The 19,348-nt window shown below is 69.5% G+C and carries 16 protein-coding genes; 8 read left to right on the top strand and 8 right to left on the bottom strand.

The window, feature by feature from the left end; translation table 11 throughout:
* Window positions 1-31 precede the first annotated feature (31 nt).
* Window positions 32-2,224, top strand: a complete 2,193-nt coding sequence (locus tag FK268_RS19610; RefSeq protein WP_146437127.1) for a 3-hydroxyacyl-CoA dehydrogenase NAD-binding domain-containing protein — start codon at window positions 32-34, stop codon at window positions 2,222-2,224.
* A 118-nt stretch (window positions 2,225-2,342) separates the two neighbouring features.
* On the opposite strand, the gene FK268_RS19605 is transcribed toward FK268_RS19610, so the two are convergent.
* From FK268_RS19605 to FK268_RS19595, 3 genes are all read right to left on the bottom strand, one after another.
* Window positions 2,343-2,972, bottom strand: coding sequence for an HdeD family acid-resistance protein (locus FK268_RS19605; protein WP_146437125.1), 630 nt, complete (start codon window positions 2,970-2,972; stop codon window positions 2,343-2,345).
* A 196-nt stretch (window positions 2,973-3,168) separates the two neighbouring features.
* Entirely contained in the window at window positions 3,169-3,957 is a 789-nt protein-coding gene (locus FK268_RS19600) for a GAF and ANTAR domain-containing protein (RefSeq protein ID WP_306461497.1), read from the bottom strand.
* Window positions 3,958-4,024: 67 nt separating this feature from the next.
* Window positions 4,025-6,037 carry a M13 family metallopeptidase gene (locus FK268_RS19595; protein WP_146437122.1) on the bottom strand — a complete coding sequence of 671 codons (2,013 nt, stop codon included), beginning with the start codon at window positions 6,035-6,037 and terminating at the stop codon, window positions 4,025-4,027.
* Between the two features lie 159 nt (window positions 6,038-6,196).
* Between FK268_RS19595 and FK268_RS19590 the strand changes: the two genes are divergently transcribed.
* Window positions 6,197-8,269 carry a CocE/NonD family hydrolase gene (locus FK268_RS19590; protein ID WP_146437120.1) on the top strand — a complete coding sequence of 691 codons (2,073 nt, stop codon included), beginning with the start codon at window positions 6,197-6,199 and terminating at the stop codon, window positions 8,267-8,269.
* 155 nt (window positions 8,270-8,424) lie between these two features.
* Window positions 8,425-10,497 (top strand): CocE/NonD family hydrolase, encoded by a 2,073-nt coding sequence (locus FK268_RS19585; protein WP_146437118.1) that lies wholly within the window; start codon window positions 8,425-8,427, stop codon window positions 10,495-10,497.
* Window positions 10,498-10,530: 33 nt separating this feature from the next.
* On the opposite strand, the gene FK268_RS19580 is transcribed toward FK268_RS19585, so the two are convergent.
* Window positions 10,531-11,256, bottom strand: a complete 726-nt coding sequence (locus FK268_RS19580; RefSeq protein ID WP_146437117.1) for a pirin family protein — start codon at window positions 11,254-11,256, stop codon at window positions 10,531-10,533.
* Between the two features lie 80 nt (window positions 11,257-11,336).
* On the opposite strand from FK268_RS19580, the gene FK268_RS19575 reads away from it, so the two are divergent.
* The gene (locus tag FK268_RS19575; protein WP_158636168.1) at window positions 11,337-12,968 is read left to right on the top strand and encodes an NTF2-like N-terminal transpeptidase domain-containing protein; all 1,632 of its coding nucleotides are present in this window, start codon (window positions 11,337-11,339) and stop codon (window positions 12,966-12,968) included.
* 1 nt (window position 12,969) lies between these two features.
* Here the strand turns inward: FK268_RS19575 and FK268_RS19570 are convergent, their stop codons facing one another.
* On the bottom strand, window positions 12,970-13,392 hold the full coding sequence (locus tag FK268_RS19570) for a DUF3054 domain-containing protein (RefSeq protein ID WP_146437113.1): 423 nt from the start codon (window positions 13,390-13,392) through the stop codon (window positions 12,970-12,972).
* Between the two features lie 217 nt (window positions 13,393-13,609).
* On the bottom strand, window positions 13,610-14,854 hold the full coding sequence (locus tag FK268_RS19565) for a lysylphosphatidylglycerol synthase transmembrane domain-containing protein (protein WP_146437111.1): 1,245 nt from the start codon (window positions 14,852-14,854) through the stop codon (window positions 13,610-13,612).
* A gap of 34 nt (window positions 14,855-14,888) precedes the next feature.
* On the opposite strand from FK268_RS19565, the gene macS reads away from it, so the two are divergent.
* Both macS and FK268_RS19555 read left to right on the top strand, forming a co-directional pair.
* A complete protein-coding gene (gene macS / locus FK268_RS19560) occupies window positions 14,889-16,091 on the top strand; it encodes a MacS family sensor histidine kinase (RefSeq protein WP_231707171.1) in 1,203 nt (400 codons plus the stop codon).
* A complete protein-coding gene (locus FK268_RS19555) occupies window positions 16,064-16,732 on the top strand; it encodes a response regulator (protein ID WP_146437109.1) in 669 nt (222 codons plus the stop codon). The genes macS and FK268_RS19555 overlap by 28 nt, the downstream gene beginning before the upstream one ends.
* Window positions 16,733-16,751: 19 nt before the next feature.
* Here FK268_RS19555 and FK268_RS19550 read toward each other — a convergent pair whose 3' ends face one another.
* Window positions 16,752-17,354, bottom strand: coding sequence for a TetR/AcrR family transcriptional regulator (locus FK268_RS19550; protein WP_146437107.1), 603 nt, complete (start codon window positions 17,352-17,354; stop codon window positions 16,752-16,754).
* A gap of 92 nt (window positions 17,355-17,446) precedes the next feature.
* On the opposite strand from FK268_RS19550, the gene FK268_RS19545 reads away from it, so the two are divergent.
* Both FK268_RS19545 and FK268_RS19540 read left to right on the top strand, forming a co-directional pair.
* Entirely contained in the window at window positions 17,447-17,665 is a 219-nt protein-coding gene (locus tag FK268_RS19545) for a hypothetical protein (protein WP_146437105.1), read from the top strand.
* A 12-nt stretch (window positions 17,666-17,677) separates the two neighbouring features.
* Entirely contained in the window at window positions 17,678-17,857 is a 180-nt protein-coding gene (locus FK268_RS19540; RefSeq protein ID WP_146437104.1) for a hypothetical protein, read from the top strand.
* A gap of 10 nt (window positions 17,858-17,867) precedes the next feature.
* Here FK268_RS19540 and FK268_RS19535 read toward each other — a convergent pair whose 3' ends face one another.
* Window positions 17,868-19,313: an aspartate ammonia-lyase gene (locus FK268_RS19535; protein ID WP_146437102.1), complete on the bottom strand. Its 1,446-nt coding sequence runs from the start codon at window positions 19,311-19,313 to the stop codon at window positions 17,868-17,870.
* Between the last annotated feature and the right edge of the window lie 35 nt (window positions 19,314-19,348).

The following is a 19,348-nucleotide window of genomic DNA, read 5'->3' as shown; positions in this document are numbered from 1 at the left end:
CCCGCCGGAACAACAGGAGACTAGAGAAAACATGTCTGACAACATGATCCGCTGGGAGCAGGATGCCGACGGCATCGTCGTGCTGACGATGGACGACCCGACCAGCTCCGCGAACACCATGAACGAGCTGTACGGCACGTCCATGCGCGCCACCGTCGACCGCCTCGAGGCCGAGGTCGAGTCGATCACCGGTGTCGTGATCACCTCCGCGAAGAAGACCTTCTTCGCCGGCGGCAACCTGACCGAGATCCGCAAGGCCACCAAGGCCGACGCGCAGCAGGTCTTCGACAACGTCCAGGAGATCAAGAAGGATCTGCGTCGCCTGGAGAAGCTGCCCAAGCCCGTTGTAGCCGCCATCAACGGCGCCGCGCTCGGCGGCGGCCTCGAGATCGCCCTCGCCGCCAACTACCGCATCGCCGCGGATGCCAAGGGCAGCAAGATCGGCCTCCCCGAGGTCAGCCTGGGCCTGCTCCCCGGTGGTGGCGGCGTGACCCGCACCGTCCGGATGCTCGGCCTGCAGGGCGCGCTCATGGGCGTGCTGCTCCAGGGCACCCAGATGAACCCGACCAAGGCGCAGCAGACCGGCCTCGTCAACGAGGTCGTCGGCACCGTCGACGAGCTGCTCCCCGCCGCCAAGGCGTGGATCAAAGCCAACCCCGAGGGCGGCGTGCAGCCCTGGGACGTCAAGGGCCACCGCATCCCCGGCGGCTCGCCGATCGACAAGACGCTGGCCCCCAACGCCCCGGCCTTCCCGGCCAACCTGCGCAAGCAGCTCAAGGGCGCGCCGATGCCGGCGCCGGAGGCCATCATGGCCGCCGCGTTCGAGGGCACCTACGTCGACTTCGACACCGCGCTCGAGATCGAGTCGCGCTACTTCACCAAGCTGGCCACCGGCCAGGTGTCGAAGAACATGATCAAGGCCTTCTTCTTCGACCTGCAGCACATCAACGGCGGCGGCTCGCGCCCCGACGGCTTCGAGAAGTACCAGGCCAAGAAGGTCGGCGTCATCGGCGCCGGCATGATGGGCGCGGCGATCGCGTACGTCTCGGCCAAGGCCGGCATCGAGGTCGTCCTCAAGGACATCGACATCGAGGCCGCCAAGCGCGGCAAGGCGTACTCGGAGCAGCTCGAGGCGAAGGCGCTGGCCAAGGGCCGCACCACGCAGGAGAAGTCCGACGCGCTGCTGGCGCGCATCACGCCCACCGTCGACCCGCAGGACTTCCAGGGCGTCGACCTCGTCATCGAGGCCGCGTTCGAGTCCGTCGAGGTCAAGAACAAGGTCTTCCAGGAGATCGAGGACATCGTCGAGCCCGACGCCATCCTCGGCTCCAACACCTCGACCCTGCCGATCACCATCCTCGCCGAGGGCGTCAAGCGCTCCGAGGACTTCATCGGCATCCACTTCTTCAGCCCCGTCGACAAGATGCCGCTGGTGGAGATCATCAAGGGCGAGAAGACCTCCGACGCCGTGCTGGCGAAGGTCATCGACTACACCCTGCAGATCAAGAAGACCCCGATCGTCGTCCACGACAGCCGCGGCTTCTTCACCTCGCGCGTGATCGGCACGTTCATCAACGAGGCCCTCGCGGCCATCGGTGAGGGCGTGGACCCGGTGTACCTGGAGCAGGCGGGCGCGCAGGCCGGCTACCCGGCGCCGCCGCTGCAGCTGACGGACGAGCTCACGCTCACCCTGATGCAGAAGATCCGCCTCGCCACCGAGACGGCGCTCAAGGCCGAGGGCAAGGACGTGCCGCAGCACGGCGCCTTCGCCGTGGTCGACTGGATGGTCGAGAACGGCCGCACGTCCAAGAAGGACGGCGCGGGCTTCTACGACTACGCCGACGGCAAGCGCACCGGCCTGTGGCAGGGCTTCCAGGAGCACTTCAAGTCGGGCTCCGTGAAGCCGGACTTCGCCGAGCTCCAGGAGCGCATGCTCTTCATCGAGTCGATCGAGACCGTCCGGTGCTTCGACGAGGGCGTGCTCACGTCCGTCGCCGACGCCAACATCGGCTCGATCTTCGGCATCGGCTTCCCGGCCTGGACCGGTGGCGTGTTGCAGTACATCAACGGCTACGAGGGCCGCCCGGGCACGCCCGCCGAGGGCCTCACCGGCCCGAAGGCCTTCGTCGCCCAGGCGAACGCCCTGGCCGCGAAGTACGGCGAGCAGTTCACCCCGCCCGCCTCGCTGGTCGCCAAGGCCGAGGCCGGCGAGACCTACGAGTAGGACTCACCGCCACCGGGCGTGAACACCGAAAGGGCCGGCACCGTCATCGCGACGGTGCCGGCCCTTTCGTCTGCAGGGGGTGAGCCCGGCAGGGCCCGTGGGTGCGGGCCGGGCAGGATCAGACCTGCGGGTGCAGGCGGTTGATCGTGGAACGGATCTGGATGCCGTGGAAGATCTCGACCAGGCCGAGCACGATCAGCACGATGCCGGTGGCCAGCACCAGCGACGGGATCGAGTCGTACGGGTAGATCACCACGAAGGCGCCGGCCGCGATCGAGATGACCGCGAGGATGATGCCCCAGACCTTGCCGGGCGCGCCCTTCGGGAAGTCGGTGTACAGCGACAGGCCCGCGACGCCGCGGAAGATCCAGCCCACGCCGATCCAGATGGCGAGGAGCACCAGCGACTCGACGACGTCGCGGAAGGCGACGATCGCCAGCACGATCGAGACCGCGCCGGAGAGGAACGTGAGCAGCCGCCACCAGAAGCTCTGCGACTGCAGGATTCCGAAGGTCGAGACGACCTGCAGGATGCCCGTGATGAGCAGGTACAGGGCGAACAGGATCGCCACCACGTGCAGGGTGGGCGACGGCCAGGCGAAGAGCACGATGCCGAGGATCACGGCGACGGCGCCGACCGCGATCGCGGTCTGCCAGGACCGCTTGGCGACCTCGGAGGCGAAGCCGCGGATGTCATCGGCGATCGAGCGGCCCGCGGCGAACGGGTCGTTCGTAGGGTTGGTGGTCATGATCTCCCTCTTCTCGTGAGACGTCTGCCGACGCCGAGGTCTGGGAGGTGTCCACGGCTCGCCGGCAAATGCCAGACAACCATAGATGTCACGTTGTTGCGATAGGAGAGCGGGATCTGTTCACGAAGATTCCGCAGATCCCACACGGACCAGCGGTGTGTTCATCGACGTCCGCGAGGGCGGCGGACCGTCGGGCCTACTCCGGGCCGGCCTCGATGACCTGCTCGGCGACCTCGGCGAGGCGGACGTTGCTGTCCTGCGAGAGGCGGGCGAGGAGGCGGAAGGCGGCGTCGGAATCGAGCTTGTAGCGCTCCATGATCATGCCCTTGGCCTGGCCGATGACGTCGCGAGTGGTGAGCGCCGCCCGGATCTGCTCCTTCTCGCGGACCGCCGAGAAGGCGACTGCCGCGTGCACGGCGTAGAGCGAGCCGATCGAGATGGACTCGGCGTCGAAGGAGTGCGGCTCACGCGCCATGAGATCGAGCGTGCCGTAGGCGTCGTTCTGCACGTACAGGCAGAAGGAGAGGATCGAACGCACGCCCGCGGCGTTGGCGGCCGCGGCGAACCGCGGCCAGCGGTCGTCGGTGGCGGTGTCCTCGAGCAGGAGGATCGTGGTCGACTCGAAGGTCGCGCCGACGCTGGGGCCTTCCTCCAGGTCGCGCTGCACGTCGGCGACGCGCTGCGCCTCCTCACCGATCACCACGGGGTGGGAGATGCCGCCCTTGGGATCGACGAGCGTCACGGATGCGAAGTCCGCGCCCGGCACCTGATCGACCGCGAACTGGGTGGCGGCGGTCAACAGCGATTCGGAGTCCGACGACTGCTCCCGCAGCAGCCTCGCGATCTCGCCCATCCTCTCGCTGAGGGTCAGTTCCTCGAGCGGGACCTCTGGTGACTCGAGGACGACACCGAGGACGGAGGGGAGTTGTTCACTGGACTGTTTGCGATGAGGCACGGCCACCCGTTCTCCGTGCCGTTTCGACACGGGGCTACTCCTTGGGTATCCGCCGGTTGCTGGACGGGAACGTTCGTCGGTCGTTACTGATAGGTGATTACCATATCGAGACGCGGCGGTCCGGGTCTAAAAACAGGCGATCCCCGGCACTGACACCGAATGCGGTGTAGAACTCGTCGAGGTTCGAGACGATGGCATTGCAACGGAATTCGGCGGGCGAGTGCGGGTCGATCGCGAGCCGGCGGATGGCCTCCTCGGGCCGGGATTTGCCGCGCCAGACGACGCCCCAACTGAAGAACAGCCGCTGCAGCCCGGTCAGGCCGTCGATGCGGGTGGACTCGTCGTCGACGGTGCCGCCCGCCCGCTCCCGGGCGATCCCGTAGGCGACGAGGGCGATGCCGAGCCCGCCGAGATCGCCGATGTTCTCGCCCACCGTGAAGCCGCCGTTGACGTGGTGCTCCGAGCCGGCGAGCTCACGTGGGACGAGGGCGTCGTACTGCTCGATGAGGGCGCGGGTGCGGGTGCCGAACTCCTCGCGGTCGGCGTCGGTCCACCAGTCCTCGAGGTTGCCGTCCCCGTCGTACTTGGCGCCCTGATCGTCGAAACCGTGGCCGATCTCGTGCCCGATCACCGCGCCGATGCCGCCGTAGTTGACGGCGTCGTCGGCGTCGGGGGAGAAGAAGGGCGGCTGCAGGATCGCGGCGGGGAAGACGATCTCGTTCATGCCGGGGTTGTAGTAGGCGTTCACGGTCTGCGGAGTCATGAACCACTCGTCGCGGTCCACGGGCGCGCCGATCTTCGCGAATTCCCGGTCGTGCTCGTAGGCCTCGCCGCGGCGCACGTTGCCCACGAGGTCGTCGCGGCGGATCTCCAGTGTGGAGTAATCGCGCGAGGAGTCCGGGTAGCCGATCTTCGGCGTGAACTTGCCGAGCTTCTCCAGCGCGCGCTCGCGCGTGGCCGGGGTCATCCACTCGAGGTCGGTGATCCGGCGGCGGTAGGCCTCGACGAGGTCGGCGACGAGCGCCTGCATCCGCTCCTTGGACTCGGCCGGGAAGTGCCGTGCCGTGTACAGCTTGCCGACCGCGAAGCCCAAGTACTGCTCGACGAGGGTGACCCCGCGCTTCCAGCGCTCGCGGATCTCCGGCGTGCCGGTGAGCACGGTGCCGTAGAAGGCGAAATGCTCGTCGACCAGGGCGTCGGTGAGGAAGGGGCTCCGCGCGTGCAGTACGCGCCAGGCGAGCCACACCCGCCACTGGTCGACCGGGCGATCGGCGAGGAGCGTCGCGGCGTGCGCGGCGAAGGAGGGCTGGCGGACGTTCACCTCGGTGAAGGCCGCGGAGTTCTCCACGCCGGTGACGGCGGCGACCCACGCCGTGGGCGCGAGCCCGGGCGCCTCGGTCGAGAGCTCGGCGAAGGTGCGCAGGTTGTAGCCCTTGTCGGCATCGCGACGGGCGACCACGTCCCAGTGACCGGCGGCGATCGCGGTCTCCAGGTCGAGGACCTGCGCGGCGGCGGCGTCCTCCTCGCCCGGCGCCACGATGCCTTCGAGCGCCTCGGCGGCCAGTCGGAAGGTCGCGGCGACGTGCCGGGCGAACTTCTCCCGCACGGGCGCGTACTGCTCCTCGCGGTAGTACGCCTCGTCGGGCAGGGAGAGGCCGCTCTGCACCAGGTTCACCAGGTAGCGGTCCGAGCGCTTGGCGTCGGTGTCCACGTAGTAGCCGATCAGGCCGCTCACGCCCGTGCGCTGCAGGCGGCCGAGCACGGTGGTCAGCTCCTCCTGCGAGCGCACCCAGCGGACCTCGGTGAGCTCGTCGGCCAGCGGGGCGAGCCCGGCGGCGGCGATGCCCGCGGTGTCCATGAAGCCGGCGTACAGATCGCCGATGCGGGCGGCGTCGCCGGTCGCGTCCGGGCGGGCCGCGCAGTCCTCGACGATGGCGCGGACGTCCGCCTCCGCGGCGTCGCGGAGGGCGTAGAAGGCGCCGTCGGTCGAGCGGTCGGCAGGGATCTCGTGCGTGTCCAGCCAGGCGCCGTTGACGTGCCCGAACAGGTCGTCCTGCACGCGGATGCCGGTGTCGACGTGGCTGAGGTCCAGAGCGGGGGAGGTGGTCACCGTTCCATCCTGCCAGTCGGTTCCCCGGTGGTCCCGGACAGTGGGATCGCGGATCGCCGGCGTTTTCCCGACCACAGCGGATCCGAGATGTGGAGTGACGCGAATCGCAATGTGGGTTAGTCTGCTCGTGCAGCTGGAAAGTTAGAGGGGATTCTTTCGATGAGGTCGACTCGTCCGCGCCTGCGGCACGCCCTGTCCGCGCTGTTCGCGGCGCTTCTGCTCGTCGGCACCACGGCTGTGATCCCCGGGGGTGCCGACCGCGCCGCCGCGGAGCCGTGGAAGCCGGGCCCCGGCGTGGCGGGGATGATCAACCCGGAGTGGATCGCTGCGCACGACGGTCCGACGCAGTATCCGGGCATGACGGTGGATTGGGATGTTCCGATCCGGATGTCCGACGGGACCGTCCTCAAGGCGAACGTCTTCCGTCCGGCGGATGCGGCGGGTCGTGCGATCACGACGAGGACCCCGACGGTCGTCAACATGACGCCTTACACGAAGTTCGTGAGCGCGTTGGCGCAGATCGCGGTGAACACTCCCGTGTTGTCCGATGCGCTCATCGGCTTCCTCAATGTGTTCAACTTCGCCGGCACGCCGATCGCGGGCGTGAACGACCTGCGCGACGTCCTCAACGGCGGGGTGATGAATTCGTTCACGGGCGTGGATCGCAAGCTGGTGCAGAACGGGTACACGCAGGTCGTGGTGGACGTGCGCGGTACCGGCAATTCGCAGGGCGTGTGGCAGGTGTTCGCCGACCGCGAGCAGCAGGACACCGTCGAGGTGCTCGATTGGGTGCGCAATCAGCCGTGGACGAACGGCCGCATGGGTATGACGGGTGTCTCGTACTCGGGCATCAATCAGCTGCAGGTCGCGTCGAAGAACCCGAAGGGGCTGCAGGCGCTGTTCCCGGTGGTGCCCGGGGCGGACATCGCGGCTGACATCGTCGCGCCCGGCGGTGGTCTGGGTGTCGGCTTCATCGGCCCGTGGCTCGCGATCGTCAACATCCTCAAGTTCATCCCCGACCTGCGCTCGCTCCTCAACGGCACCTTCGACTGGAAATGGCTGCAGGACCGGTTGCAGAACCCCGCGGTCTTCGTGCCCGAACTCCTGTCCGGTGTCTTCTCTCCCACGGTGGAGGGGCTGACACCCACGACCAGGCAACTCATCGACAAGGATTCACCCCTACGAGCAGCGTTCCGCACGCCGCTCGACAAGATCACCACCCCGACGTTCACCCTCGGCGGGTGGAACGACCTGTTCACCAACACGGAATGGCGCATGCCCAAGGATCTGAGCGCGCTGCCGCCGAGCAAGAAGAAGCTCATCATGGGGGACGTGGCCCATGCCACCGTCTCCAGCGATATGGGCGGGGTGAACCAGCCGACCCGTGCCGACGTGTTGCAGAAGGCGTGGTTCGACAAGTGGCTCAAGGACGCCGACAACGGGATCGACAACTACGCCCCGGTCACGGTGCATCGCAAGGGCGGCGGCTGGTGGCAGGGCGACACGTTCCCCGAGCCGGATCAGAAGTATCAGCGCATGTACCTCTCGAGCCTGCCCTCGGGTACTGCGCCGACGGCGCTGTCCGACAACAGCCTGCAGACCGCGCCGCCGAGGATCGCGGCGCGACGCACCGTCGGCCCGGGGCTGTCGACCCTGTGCTCCGACGACACGGGGCAGGCGATGTTCGGCCTTCTCGTCTTCACCGGGTGTACGAGGGACACCCGGGTGGCGGAGATGAACGGACTCACGTTCACGTCGAAGCCGGTCGCCACACCGACGGTCATCTCCGGTCCGATCAACCTGAGGCTCAACACCACTCAGGACGCCCGCGATGCCTACTGGAGCGTGATCGTCACCGACGTCTCGCCCGATGGCCGGTCCGAGAAGATCAGTTCGGGTCAGCTCACCACCTCGCTGCGACAGATCGACGAATCGCGCAGCATCCGGACGGCGAACGGCGACTACGCCTCCCCGTACTACCAGCTCGACATCAAGCAGCGGGAGCTGGTCGCGCCGGGCCAGGTGGTGCAGCTCGACATCGGTACCCACGCCGTCAGCGCGATCCTCAAGCCGGGGCACCGGCTGCGCGTGGACGTCTTCGCGCTGAATCTGATCAAGGCGATGACCGTCGGGCCGGTGACGGCGGAGACGCAGTTCCGGCCGCAGCACGTCGTCATCGATCCGAAGCAGCCGAGCTACCTGGTGGTGCCCTCGGACAATCCGCTGCCGTAGCCGGCGGGGGTGCGGTGCGCAGAATCCCACATGGTGGGAGAAGTGACTCGTCAGTATTCCCTATGACGCGGCACACCGTTAGCGTGCGGGGTGACGCAAACCGCAATGAGGGTTAGCCTGACGCGGAGCTGAGAAGTTAGAGGGGATTCTTTTCGATGAGGTTGACTCGCCCGCGTCTGCGGCTGACCCTGTCCGCGCTGCTCACGGCATTCGTGCTGATCGTGACGGCGATCACCGCGCCGGGTCTGGCCCCCCGGGCCGCCGCAGAACCCTGGAAGCCGGGTACCGGCGTCGCGGGGATGATCAACCCGGAATGGATCGCCTCGCACGACGGCCCGACGCAGTATCCGGGCATGACCGTGGATTGGGACGTCCCGATCCGGATGTCCGACGGGACCGTCCTCAAGGCGAACGTCTTCCGCCCCGCCGATGCGGCGGGCCGCGCGATCACGACGAAGACCCCGACGGTCGTCAACATGACGCCTTACACGAAGTTCGTGAGCGCGTTGGCGCAGATCGCCGTGAACACCCCGGTGCTCTCCGACGCGCTGATCGGGATCCTCAACGTCTTCAACTTCGCCGGCACGCCGATCGCGGGCGTGAACGACCTGCGCGACGTCCTCAACGGCGGCATGGCGAACTCCTTCACGGGCGTCGACCGCAAGCTCGTGCAGAACGGCTACACGCAGGTCGTGGTCGACGTGCGCGGCACCGGCAACTCGCAGGGCGTCTGGCAGGTCTTCGCCGACCGCGAGCAGCAGGACACCGTCGAGGTGCTCGACTGGGTACGGAACCAGCCCTGGACCAACGGCCGCATGGGCATGACCGGCGTCTCGTACTCCGGCATCAACCAGCTGCAGGTCGCGTCGAAGAACCCGAAGGGCCTGCAGGCGCTGTTCCCGGTGGTGCCCGGCGCCGACCTCGCGGCCGACATCATCGCCCCGGGTGGCGGCCTCGGCGTCGGCTTCCTCGGACCGTGGCTCGCGCTGGTCAACATCCTCAAGTTCGTCCCCGACGTGCGCTCGATGCTCAACGGCACGTTCGACTGGACCTGGCTGCGCGACCGGTTGCAGAACCCCGCCGTCTTCGTGCCCCAACTGCTGTCCGGCGTCTTCTCGCCCACCGTCGAGCAACTGGACCCGAAGACCAAGGAACTGATCGACAAGGACTCGCCGCTCCGCAAGGCCTACCGCACCCCGCTCGACAAGATCACCACCCCGACCTTCGCGCTCGGCGGCTGGCACGACCTGTTCACCAACACCGAGTGGCGGCTCCCGACGGAGCTGAGCAGCCTCCCGCCGAGCAAGAAGAAGCTCATCATGGGCGACGCGTACCACGTCACGGTCACGCACGACATGGGCGGCGTGAACCAGCCCACCCGTGCCGACGTGCTCCAGAAGGCCTGGTTCGACAAGTGGCTCAAGGACGCCGACAACGGCATCGACAACTACGCCCCGGTCACCGTGCACCGCAAGGGCGGCGGCTGGTGGCAGGGCGACACCTTCCCCGAGCCGGGCCAGAAGTACCAGCGCATGTACCTCTCCAGCCTCGCGTCGGGCTCGGCGCCCGGATCGCTCAGCGACAACAGCCTGCAGACCGCACCGCCGAAGATCGCGGCGCGGCGCACCGTCGGCCCCGGCCTGACCACGTTGTGCTCCAACGACACCGGTCAGGCGATGTTCGGCCTGTTGGTCTTCCAGGGCTGCGCCGCGGACAACCGGGTGGCGGAGATGAACGGTCTGACGTTCAGCTCGAAACCGGTCGCGAAATCGACCGTGGTCTCGGGCCCGATCAACCTGCACCTGACCACCACCCAGGACGCGAAGGACGCGTACTGGAGCGTCATGGTCACCGACGTCTCGCCCGACGGCCGGTCCGAGGTCATCAGCTCCGGGCAGCTGACCACCTCGCTCCGGCAGGTCGACGAGGCGCGCAGCATCCGCACCGCGGGTGGCGATTACACCGCGCCGTACTACCAGCTCGACATCAAGCAGCGGCAGCTGGTCAAGCCCCGTCAGGTGGTCGAGCTCGACATCGCGACGCACGCGACGAGCGCCGTCCTCAAGCCGGGCCACCGGCTGCGGGTCGACGTCTTCGCGCTGAACCTGATCAAGTCGATGACCGTGGGGCCCGTGACCTCCGAGACGCAGTTCCGGCCGCAGCACGTGCTCATCGACCCGAAGCGGCCCAGCTACCTCGTGGTCCCCTCGGACCGCCCGCTGGCGTAGCGCTCTCCGCCCGGGCCGGTGGCCCGGGCGGGATCAGCCGCCCAGGCGGGTCCGCATGCGCCAGAACAGGACCTCGGCACCGTCGGGCCCGGCGATCACGCGCCGCGCATCCCCGACGGTGCGCAGCGAGTCACCGTCGGACAGCAGACCCGGACCCTCGACGTCCGCGGCGCCGCGGGCGACGTAGAGGTGCCCGAAGGGCGCCTCGGGCAGGTCGACGGTGCCGCCCGGCGCCAGGCGTGCCGCGAACAGGGTGGCGCCGCGATTGCCGATCCGGATGGCCGCGTCCTGCGCGGGATCGCCGGAGGCGACCGGGACCAGTCCGCCCGCGGCCAGGTCGGCGTCCACCTCGCGCTGTTCGTACGACGGTGCGCCGCCCGGCTCGTCGGGCAGGACCCACATCTGGACGAACCGGACGTCTGCGCCCGCGGGGTCGGGGCGGTCGTTGCGCTCGGAGTGGAGCACGCCGGTGCCCGCGCTCATGCGCTGCGCGAGTCCCGGATGGACCAGCCCGGCGTGTCCCTCGCTGTCCTGATGGACGAGGGAACCGGACAGCACCCAGGTGACGATCTCGACGGCGCGGTGCGGATGCGTGTCGAAGCCCGTACCCGCTGCGACCTGCTCGGCGTTACAGGCCAGGAGGACGCCGTGGTGCGTATTGTCCGGATCGTAGTGGTCGCCGAACGAGAAGCAGTGCCGTGACCGCACGCCCGTCATAGACGATGCCGCGCGGTCCTCGGAGCGCATCAACCGATCCATATCCCAAGGATGGCATGTACGGAAAGGTAAACTCCGCGGCCAGGGATGCCGAACGACATGTGAGCAGCGAGGAGACCGGTGTGAGGCGAAGCGGGCGGGCACGGTACGGCTCCGCCGCGGTGGTCTCCGCTCTCCTACTCGCGCTCGGGTCCGGACTCGCCGCCTGCGGCGACAGCGCCTCCGCGGATGTGCAGAAGATGCTCGACGGCTACGCCTCGGCCCTCGGTGAGGGCAAGGCCGTCGCGGCCGCCGCTTACACCTCCTCGCCCGACGCGGCGGGCGGCGTCATCGGTCGCACCCTGCGCGACATGAATGCGAAGACCGTGGAGGTCAAGGCCTCCAACGTGCAGCGCTACTCCGGGGGCAACGCCACCTTCGACGTGAAGACGCACTGGAACTTCGGCGACGGCCGGGACTGGGACTACACCACCAAGGGCAGCGCCTCGCAGTTGTCGATCGGCTGGCGCATCTCCTGGGACCCCGCGGTGCTGGCGCCCGGGCTCACCCCCGACACGGCGATCCGGCAGATCCGCACCGACGCGAAGGCGCCGAAGGTCTTCGCCGCCGACAAGTCCGAGCTGATGTTCGCCGGCACGGTGCACCGGCTGACCGTCGACCCGAACAAGACCAAGAACCTCACCGACAGTCTGAACCGGGTCGCGAAGATCGTCTCCCCGGTGGCGCCGCTGGTCACCCCCGAGTCCCTTGCTGCGAAAGCGAAGGCGGATCCCGGTAAGCCGGTGCCCGTCGTCGACCTGCGCGACGACGACTACGGCGTGCTCGGCGACGCCCTCACGGCCGTCCCGGGCCTGCAGGACACCACCGCGGGTGATCTGCTGATCGCCAACCGCCAGCTCTTCTCGCCGCTCTTCGAGGGGATCAAGGGCGCGTGGCAGGCCAATCGCGACGCCACCGCCGGCTGGGAGGTCCAGCTGATCACGAACGGGAAGCCGCCCACGAAGATCGTCGGCTTCCAGGGGCCGCCCGGACCGGACCTGCGGACCGCGATGGATCCGAAGGTGCAGCTCGACGTGGAGAACGCCGTGGTCCAGCTGGGGCAGCCTGCCGCGATGGTCGTGGTCTCCGTCTCCACCGGTGCGGTGCTCGCGGCCGCGCAGAACACGCAGGCCAGCGCGATCGCGACGGACTGGGCGCTGACGGGGCTCTCGACCACCGGGCCGGTGCTCGCGCCGCTGTACAGCGAGGTCAACGCCGCCGCCGGGAACGACGCCGGTAAGCAGGCGAAGCTCCTCGCGCCGTTGGGCATGGGGACCGATTTCGCCATGACCGGGGTGAAGACCAGGACCGCGGAATTGCCGGGCACGGATGGGCGCGGCGCGGCGGAGCTGGGTGCGGACACCGTCAAGGCGAGCCCCTTCGGCATGGCCGTCTTCGCCTCCGCCATCGCCAAGGGCAAGACCACCGCGCCCTATGTCGTGCAGGGGCAGACCGCGAAGCCCAGCGCGCCGCTCGGCGACGTGGACGAGAAGATCCTCACGGCGGTGCGGGCGAAGATGGACGCCACCGTCTCCCCGTCGGGCGACGGCGGCGACCTGGTCGCGACCAAGGCCAAGGGACTCGTGGGTACCAACGGCCCGCAGGGCCCGGGCTGGTTCATCGGCTACCGCGGCGATCAGGCCTTCGCGATCATGGTCAGCGGCGAGCGGTCGGGGAGCGGGTCGCTGCAGGTCGCCGGCGCGTATCTGAAGTAGCTCAGGCCGTGGGCGTTGCCGGGGACTTCGCGCGACGGCTCAGTACCACGCGCGCGATGGTGCGCCAGCCGAGCAGGAACAGGCCGAGGGCGATGGTGGCGACGATGACGAAGCTGACCTCCACGCCCTTCGACGTGAGCAGGCCGCGGGCGGTCATGCCGAAGGCCACCGTCGAGATCCAGATGATGACGCCGGCGGGGAAGACGCGCCCCGGGGCGAAGGTGGCGGCGCGGCCCGGCTCGTGGCCGCGGAGCGCGGCGAGCACGTACGTGAACGCCCAGCCCACGGCCAGCGCGAGCAGGAAGGGCCACGCGGTCTCGGCGAAGCCGGACGGCGAGAACGCCTCGTTGTGGTTGAACCGGCCGATCACGACGAACAGCAGGACGAAGACCACGTCGACCGCGGCGATGACCGGAATGCGCATACGTCGAAGGTAGTGGATCTGAGGCTCCTGCCAGGAATCGGTCCGCGCCCGCAGGCACACGGTCGGGGCGCGGTCCTCCCAGCCGCGGCCCCGACCGGGCCTTGACCCCCTCGCCCCCCTCCACTCCGGGGCGACGTGAGCGTGCGGGTCGTCGCTCACAGGGACGACGATGCCCGGCGGCCCTTGACCGCTGGTTGGTGCGCGCTAAATGCGCTGATCAGGACCCGGACGTGCCGGTCGACGGTCCGCTCTCGTCGAGCGGGCCGGGGTTCGGGGGGTCGTCGTCCAGCGACGGCTGGGTCTCGGCCTCCGTGGCGGCAGGCGCCTCCTGCTCCGGCGCGGACTCACCGTTCTTGTCGGTGGTGGCCGCGTCGGGGTCCACGTCCAGGGTGGCGCGGTAGCTGCGGTAACCGGCGAAGATGACGATCCAGCCGACCACGACCACGAGCACGTAGCTGATCAAGCGGTAGAGGATCGTGGCGGTGAAGGCCTGGCTGGCGGGCATGCCGGCGAGCACCAGCGCGGGGACCAGGGCCGCCTCCACGAGGCCGAGGCCGCCGGGGATCGGGCTGATGGTGTTGACGACCTTGGACGCCGCGTAGGCACCCGCGAGCGCGGCGAGCCCCGGAGCGTCGCCGACGGCGTAACAGGCGAAGGTGAGGCAGGCGACATCGGCGACCCAGTTGAACATCGACCAGCCGAACGCCTCCGCGCCGTAGCGGCGGCTCATCTTCACGGCCTGGAGCTGCTCGATCACCTCACGAAGCCGGGCCAGTCCGGTGTCCTCGGGCTTGTTGCGCAGGTCGTTGATCCACCGGATCAGGCGCGCGCCCACCACGTACAGGCCGTCGGGATGCGAGGCCACGTACTGCACGAGCACGATGAAGACCACGAGCATGCCGACCGAGAACATCACGGAGTACGGGCTCGACTTGGCCCCGGCGAGCAGGGCGCCGACCAGGCCCAGGACCGCGAGGCCGGCCGACATCAGCAGACCGCTCATCACGATCTGCCACGCGGCGACCACCCGCGATGCGCCCCACAGGCGGGTCCGGCGGTAGACCAGCGTCGGCGCGAGGACCTGGCCGCCGGGCAGGGTCTGCGAGACCGAGTTCGACGCCATCTGCAGGCTCAGCGCCTGCCGCTGCGTGACCTTGACTCCGGCCGAGCGGAGCAGTACCCGGGTCACCTGGGCGAAGGAATCCATCGAGAAGAAGACGGCGATCACGCAGGCCAGGACCCATTCCCAGCGGATGTGCTCGAGCTCGCGGATCGATTTGGAGACCGTCGGGCCGAAGAGATAGGCCTCGACGCCGAGGATGATCGCGATGACGAGGAGGAGCACCCGGCGCACCCAGCGCAGCCGTCGCCGGGTCGCCGCGACGTCCTTGGTGGGAGCGCTCGCCGAGGGCGCGTCCGCGGAGGGCGCGTCGGCGGAGGGCGCGTCGTCGTCTGCCTGCATCGGCGCCAGCCTACTCAGCGGTTACGTTGAGAACATGCAAGGCCTCGCATCCCGGCTGCGGCGCGCCGAACCGTCGGACGCCGCCGTGGCCGTCCGCGCCTCCGACGACGACCCGCGCGCACCGCTGTGGCGCGGCGCCCAGTGGTTCCGCGCGCTGTCCGTCGTGTACGCGGTGGGCCGGCAGATCGACGAGGCCGACCGGTACCAGCGGATCGGCTGGAGCTGGGTGATGATCGGCGCCGTGGTGGCGGTGAGCCTGATCGCGGGCCTCGGCTACGCGCGCGGCTTCGGCCGCAACCGGTGGTTCGTCGTCGGCGAGTTCGCGGCTGCCGCCGTGCTGGCGCTGGGCACCGTCTGGGTCGCCTCGCCCGAGTTCACCGCGCACAACCAGACCCTGCCGACCACGCTGTGGCTCACCAACCCCGTGGTCTCGGCCGCGATCCTCGGGGGCCCCGTCGCCGGAGTGATCGGCGGCATCGCGATCGCCGTCATCAACGCGATCTACCGCGGTACCTTCCCTGAGACGGTGCTCCGCGACGCCAACTACCCGGTGTTCATGGCCGTCGGGCTGGGACTCGGCGTGGCCGCCCGGGTCGCGATCCGCTCGCAGGAGCAGCTCCGCGAGGCCGAACGGGTCGCCGCCGAGGCCCGCGCCCGGGAGCGCCTGGCCCGCGAGGTGCACGACGGGGTGCTGCAGGCCCTCGCCTTCCTCGCCCGACGGTGCGCCGACCTGGGCGGGCCCGGCACGGAGCTGGGCGCGCTGGGGGACCTGGCCGCGCAGCAGGAGCGGGCGCTGCGCCGGCTCATCGCGGAGACGCCGTCGGGCGGCACCGTGCCGGAGGAGGGGGGCACCGTCGACCTGCGCGATCTGCTGCGTCCCCTCGTCTCCGCGACCGTGAGTCTCGCCGAGCCCGGCGGGCCCGTGGTCCTGCCGGCGGCCGCCGCGGCGGAGGTGGCCGCCGCGGTGCGCAATGCGTTGGACAACACCGAGCGGCACGCCGGCCCGGGCGCGCGATCGTTCCTGCTGCTCGAGGACGTCGGCGATGCCGTGCTGGTCACCGTGCGCGACGACGGCGCGGGAATCGCCCCGGGACGCCTCGACGCCGCGCGCGCGGAGGGCAGACTGGGGGTGTCGGAGTCGATCGTCGGGCGGATGCGTGAGCTCGGCGGCCGCGCCGACCTGACCACCGACGTGGGAGAAGGGGTGGAATGGGAACTGTGGATACCGCGAACGTAGACCAGGCGGGAATCTCCGTGCTGGTGGTGGACGACCACCCGATGTGGCGCGAGGCCGTGGCCCGCGACCTCGAGGCGCGCGGCTTCGTCGTCGCGGGGACGGCCGATTCGGTGGGCGCCGCGGGGCGGATCGCCGGCGCGGTGCAGCCCTCGGTGGTTCTCATGGACATGTCGCTGCCCGACGGTGACGGCGCCGCCGGCACTGCGCTGGTGCTGCAGGCGGCGCCGAAGGCGCAGGTGCTGATCCTCTCCGCCTCCGACGAGCGGGACGATGTGGTCGAGGCCGTCAAGGCCGGCGCCTGCGGTTACCTGGTCAAGAGTGCCTCCGCCGAGGAGCTGGTGGCCGCCGTGCACGCCACGGCCGCCGGTCAGCCCGTCTTCACGCCCGGTCTCGCCGGCCTGGTACTCGGCGAGTTCCGGCGCATGGCCTCGGCGCCCGAGCCCGCCGGTCCGGCCCTCACCGCCCGCGAGACCGAGGTGCTGCGGTTGGTGGCGAAGGGCCTGTCCGCCAAGCAGATAGCCACCCGGCTGCACCTGAGCCACCGCACCGTCGAGAACCACGTGCAGGCCACGCTGCGCAAGCTCCAGCTGGGCAACCGGGTCGAGCTGGCGCGCTACGCGTTGGAGAACGGGCTGGACTGAGCCCCGGGCCGGCCCGTCCTCACGACTCCGCGAAGACCCGATCGAGTTGGCGGTCGATGATCGCGAGGGCCTCGTCGCCCGACAGGTGGCCGAGCAGCATCTGCGTCTGCAGGCCTTCGGCTCCGGCCGTGAGGAACGCCGCCTCGGGGGCGGGCTCGATGCCCGGTGGTGCGTCGCCGCTCGCCTGAGCGTGCGCGATCAGATCGGCCACGAGATCGGCGATTCCGGACGTGGCGGCACCGGCGACCGACGCGAGGGCGGGCTCGGTGAGGAACCGGACGAAGTACGCCGAGTAGACGATGTGCCGTTCGCGACGCTCCTGGTCCAGGGGCAGCAGCTCCAGCAGGACCCCGCGCACGACCGCGCGGATCATCGGCGCGTCGCCCAGCTCGGTCATGCGTTCCTTCGCGCGCGCCTCGGCGTCCGCGTTCAGGATCTCCAGTGCACCGAGCAGGACCTGATCGCGGGTCCCGAAGTAGTACTGCAGGAGTCGGGGCGAGACGTCCGCCTCGGCCGCCACCTGTCGGAGCGTGACCTGCTCCAGCCCGCCGCGCCGCGCCAGCCGCCACACCGCTTCGGCGATCCGGCGCCGCCGTTCGTCGTGGTCCACCTGTCGGGGCATCCGTCGCATCTCCTCAGCCGTTCGTGGTGCAGTCGCACCACAACGATGTTATGGTTCGATCGAATCATAACGATTCGCCGAAAGGGGTGCTGATGCGCAACGGAATCGTCCTCGTCCTGGGAGTGGCCCTGGTCGTCCTCGGAGGCCAGGGTGCGATTCGCATCCTGGTGGACCATGACAACGCCGGGCTGCTGCGATGGATGCCCGGCGGATTCGCCGTGCATCTCAGCGTCTACGTCCTGGCCGTCATCGTGGGGGCCGTACTCGCGAACCACGGTGGCCGACAGGGAGATCGATCGCAGAACGGATGACACCACAGCACGTTGACCCGGCGGAACCTGCAGACCGGCGCCGGGGGAACGCTCCGGAGCGCCGACGGCCGGTTCGCCGACATCGCCGCGGGCAGCGGCATCGTTCGCCGCACCGCCGACACCGTCGTCACCCGGGGATGGGGCTACAGCACCACGACGGGGGTCTCGTGCAGCGGCACCTACGTCCGGTAGCGCGTGCGGTTCAGCCGGCCGGAGTGTCGTCGGGCCCGGGCTTGAGGGCGTGGGGCGGGTGGCCGGTGAGGTATTCGGGGCTGAGCAGGGAGGCGAGCACGTCCTCGTCGAGAAGCCCGCGCTCGCGGACGATCTCGACGACCCCGCGTCCGGACTCCAGCGCCTCCGCGGCGACGGAGGTCGCGGCCGCGTAGCCGATAGTCGGGCTCAATGCCGTGACCACGCCGATGGACTCGGAGACCATCTGCTCCAAGCGGTCCCGGTTCGCGGTGATTCCCGTGACGCAGCGTTCGCCGAGTGCGCGGGCCCCGCGGGTGAGGTGCGTGATGGACTCGACCAGCGAGCGCGCGATAATCGGCTCGAAGGCGTTGAGCTGCAACTGGCCGCCCTCGGCGGCCATGGTGATGGTGACGTCATGGCCGATCACCTCGTAGGCGATCTGGTTCACCACTTCGGGGATGACGGGGTTGACCTTGCCCGGCATGATCGACGATCCCGCCTGCACCGCGGGGAGGTGGATCTCCGCGAGTCCGGCGCGCGGGCCCGACGACAGCAGCCGCAGGTCGTTGCAGGTCTTCGACAGCTTCACGGCGATCCGCTTGAGCACGCCGGAGAGCTGGACGAAGACCCCGACGTCGGCGGTGGCCTCGATGAGGTCCGTCGCGCCGACCAGTTCGTGGATGCCCGTGACCTCGCGCAGCTTCTCGATCACCTTGTGCCGGTATCCGGGATGGGCGTTGAGGGCCGTCCCGATCGCGGTGCCGCCGATGTTGAGCTCGTGCAGCAGGCGCGTGGCCTCCTGCAGTCGGACGATGTCCTCGCCGAGCGTCGTGGCGAAGGCGCCGAACTCCTGCCCGAGCGTCATCGGCACCGCGTCCTGCAGCTGGGTGCGGCCCATCTTGAGGATGCCAGCGAACTCCTCGGACTTCGCGGCGAAGGTGCCGCGCAGCTCCGTGAGGGCCTCGGCGAGCTCCGCGAGCTGGGTGATGAGGGCGATCTTGATCGCGGTGGGGTAGACGTCGTTCGTGCTCTGGCCCAGGTTCACATCGTCGAGCGGATGCAGCGCGGCGTAGTCGCCCTTGGGTCGGCCGAGGTGCTCGAGCGCCGCGTTGGCGATGACCTCGTTGGCGTTCATGTTCGTCGAGGTGCCGGCGCCGCCGGCGATGGTGTCCACGACGAACCACTCGTGCAGGCCTCCTCCGCGGATCCGCTCGCAGGCCGCGACGATCGCCGTCGAGCGCTCCTCGTCGAGCAGCCCGAGCTGCCGGTTCGCCGACGCCGCTGCCTGTTTCACCGCGGCCAGCGCGTTGACCAGGTGGGTGTGGATCGCGATCGGCACGCCCGTGATCGGGAAGTTCAGCAGGGCGCGGGCGGTGTGCGCGCCGTAGTAGGCGTCGGCCGGGACATCGATGTCGCCGAGCAGGTCGTGCTCACTGCGAGTCTGCGGGGAGGTCATCCGTCGATCGTTGCGCACCGTCGACGAGGCCGCGG

Source organism: Tsukamurella sputi (assembly GCF_007858445.1).
Taxonomy (GTDB): Bacteria; Actinomycetota; Actinomycetes; order Mycobacteriales; family Mycobacteriaceae; genus Tsukamurella; species Tsukamurella sputi.
This window is presented reverse-complemented; position numbering and strand designations above follow the sequence as displayed.

Bases quoted from the DNA above. Each gene is read 5' to 3' on its own strand.
- FK268_RS19610 (WP_146437127.1), top strand. From the start codon at position 32: ATGTCTGACAACATGATCCGCTGGGAGCAGGATGCCGACGGCATCGTC.
- FK268_RS19605 (WP_146437125.1), bottom strand. From the start codon at position 2,972: ATGACCACCAACCCTACGAACGACCCGTTCGCCGCGGGCCGCTCGATC.
- FK268_RS19590 (WP_146437120.1), top strand. From the start codon at position 6,197: ATGAGGTCGACTCGTCCGCGCCTGCGGCACGCCCTGTCCGCGCTGTTC.
- FK268_RS19585 (WP_146437118.1), top strand. From the start codon at position 8,425: ATGAGGTTGACTCGCCCGCGTCTGCGGCTGACCCTGTCCGCGCTGCTC.
- FK268_RS19580 (WP_146437117.1), bottom strand. From the start codon at position 11,256: ATGGATCGGTTGATGCGCTCCGAGGACCGCGCGGCATCGTCTATGACG.
- FK268_RS19570 (WP_146437113.1), bottom strand. From the start codon at position 13,392: ATGCGCATTCCGGTCATCGCCGCGGTCGACGTGGTCTTCGTCCTGCTG.
- FK268_RS19565 (WP_146437111.1), bottom strand. From the start codon at position 14,854: ATGCAGGCAGACGACGACGCGCCCTCCGCCGACGCGCCCTCCGCGGAC.
- macS (WP_231707171.1), top strand. From the start codon at position 14,889: ATGCAAGGCCTCGCATCCCGGCTGCGGCGCGCCGAACCGTCGGACGCC.
- FK268_RS19555 (WP_146437109.1), top strand. From the start codon at position 16,064: ATGGGAACTGTGGATACCGCGAACGTAGACCAGGCGGGAATCTCCGTG.
- FK268_RS19550 (WP_146437107.1), bottom strand. From the start codon at position 17,354: ATGCCCCGACAGGTGGACCACGACGAACGGCGGCGCCGGATCGCCGAA.
- FK268_RS19545 (WP_146437105.1), top strand. From the start codon at position 17,447: ATGCGCAACGGAATCGTCCTCGTCCTGGGAGTGGCCCTGGTCGTCCTC.
- FK268_RS19535 (WP_146437102.1), bottom strand. From the start codon at position 19,313: ATGACCTCCCCGCAGACTCGCAGTGAGCACGACCTGCTCGGCGACATC.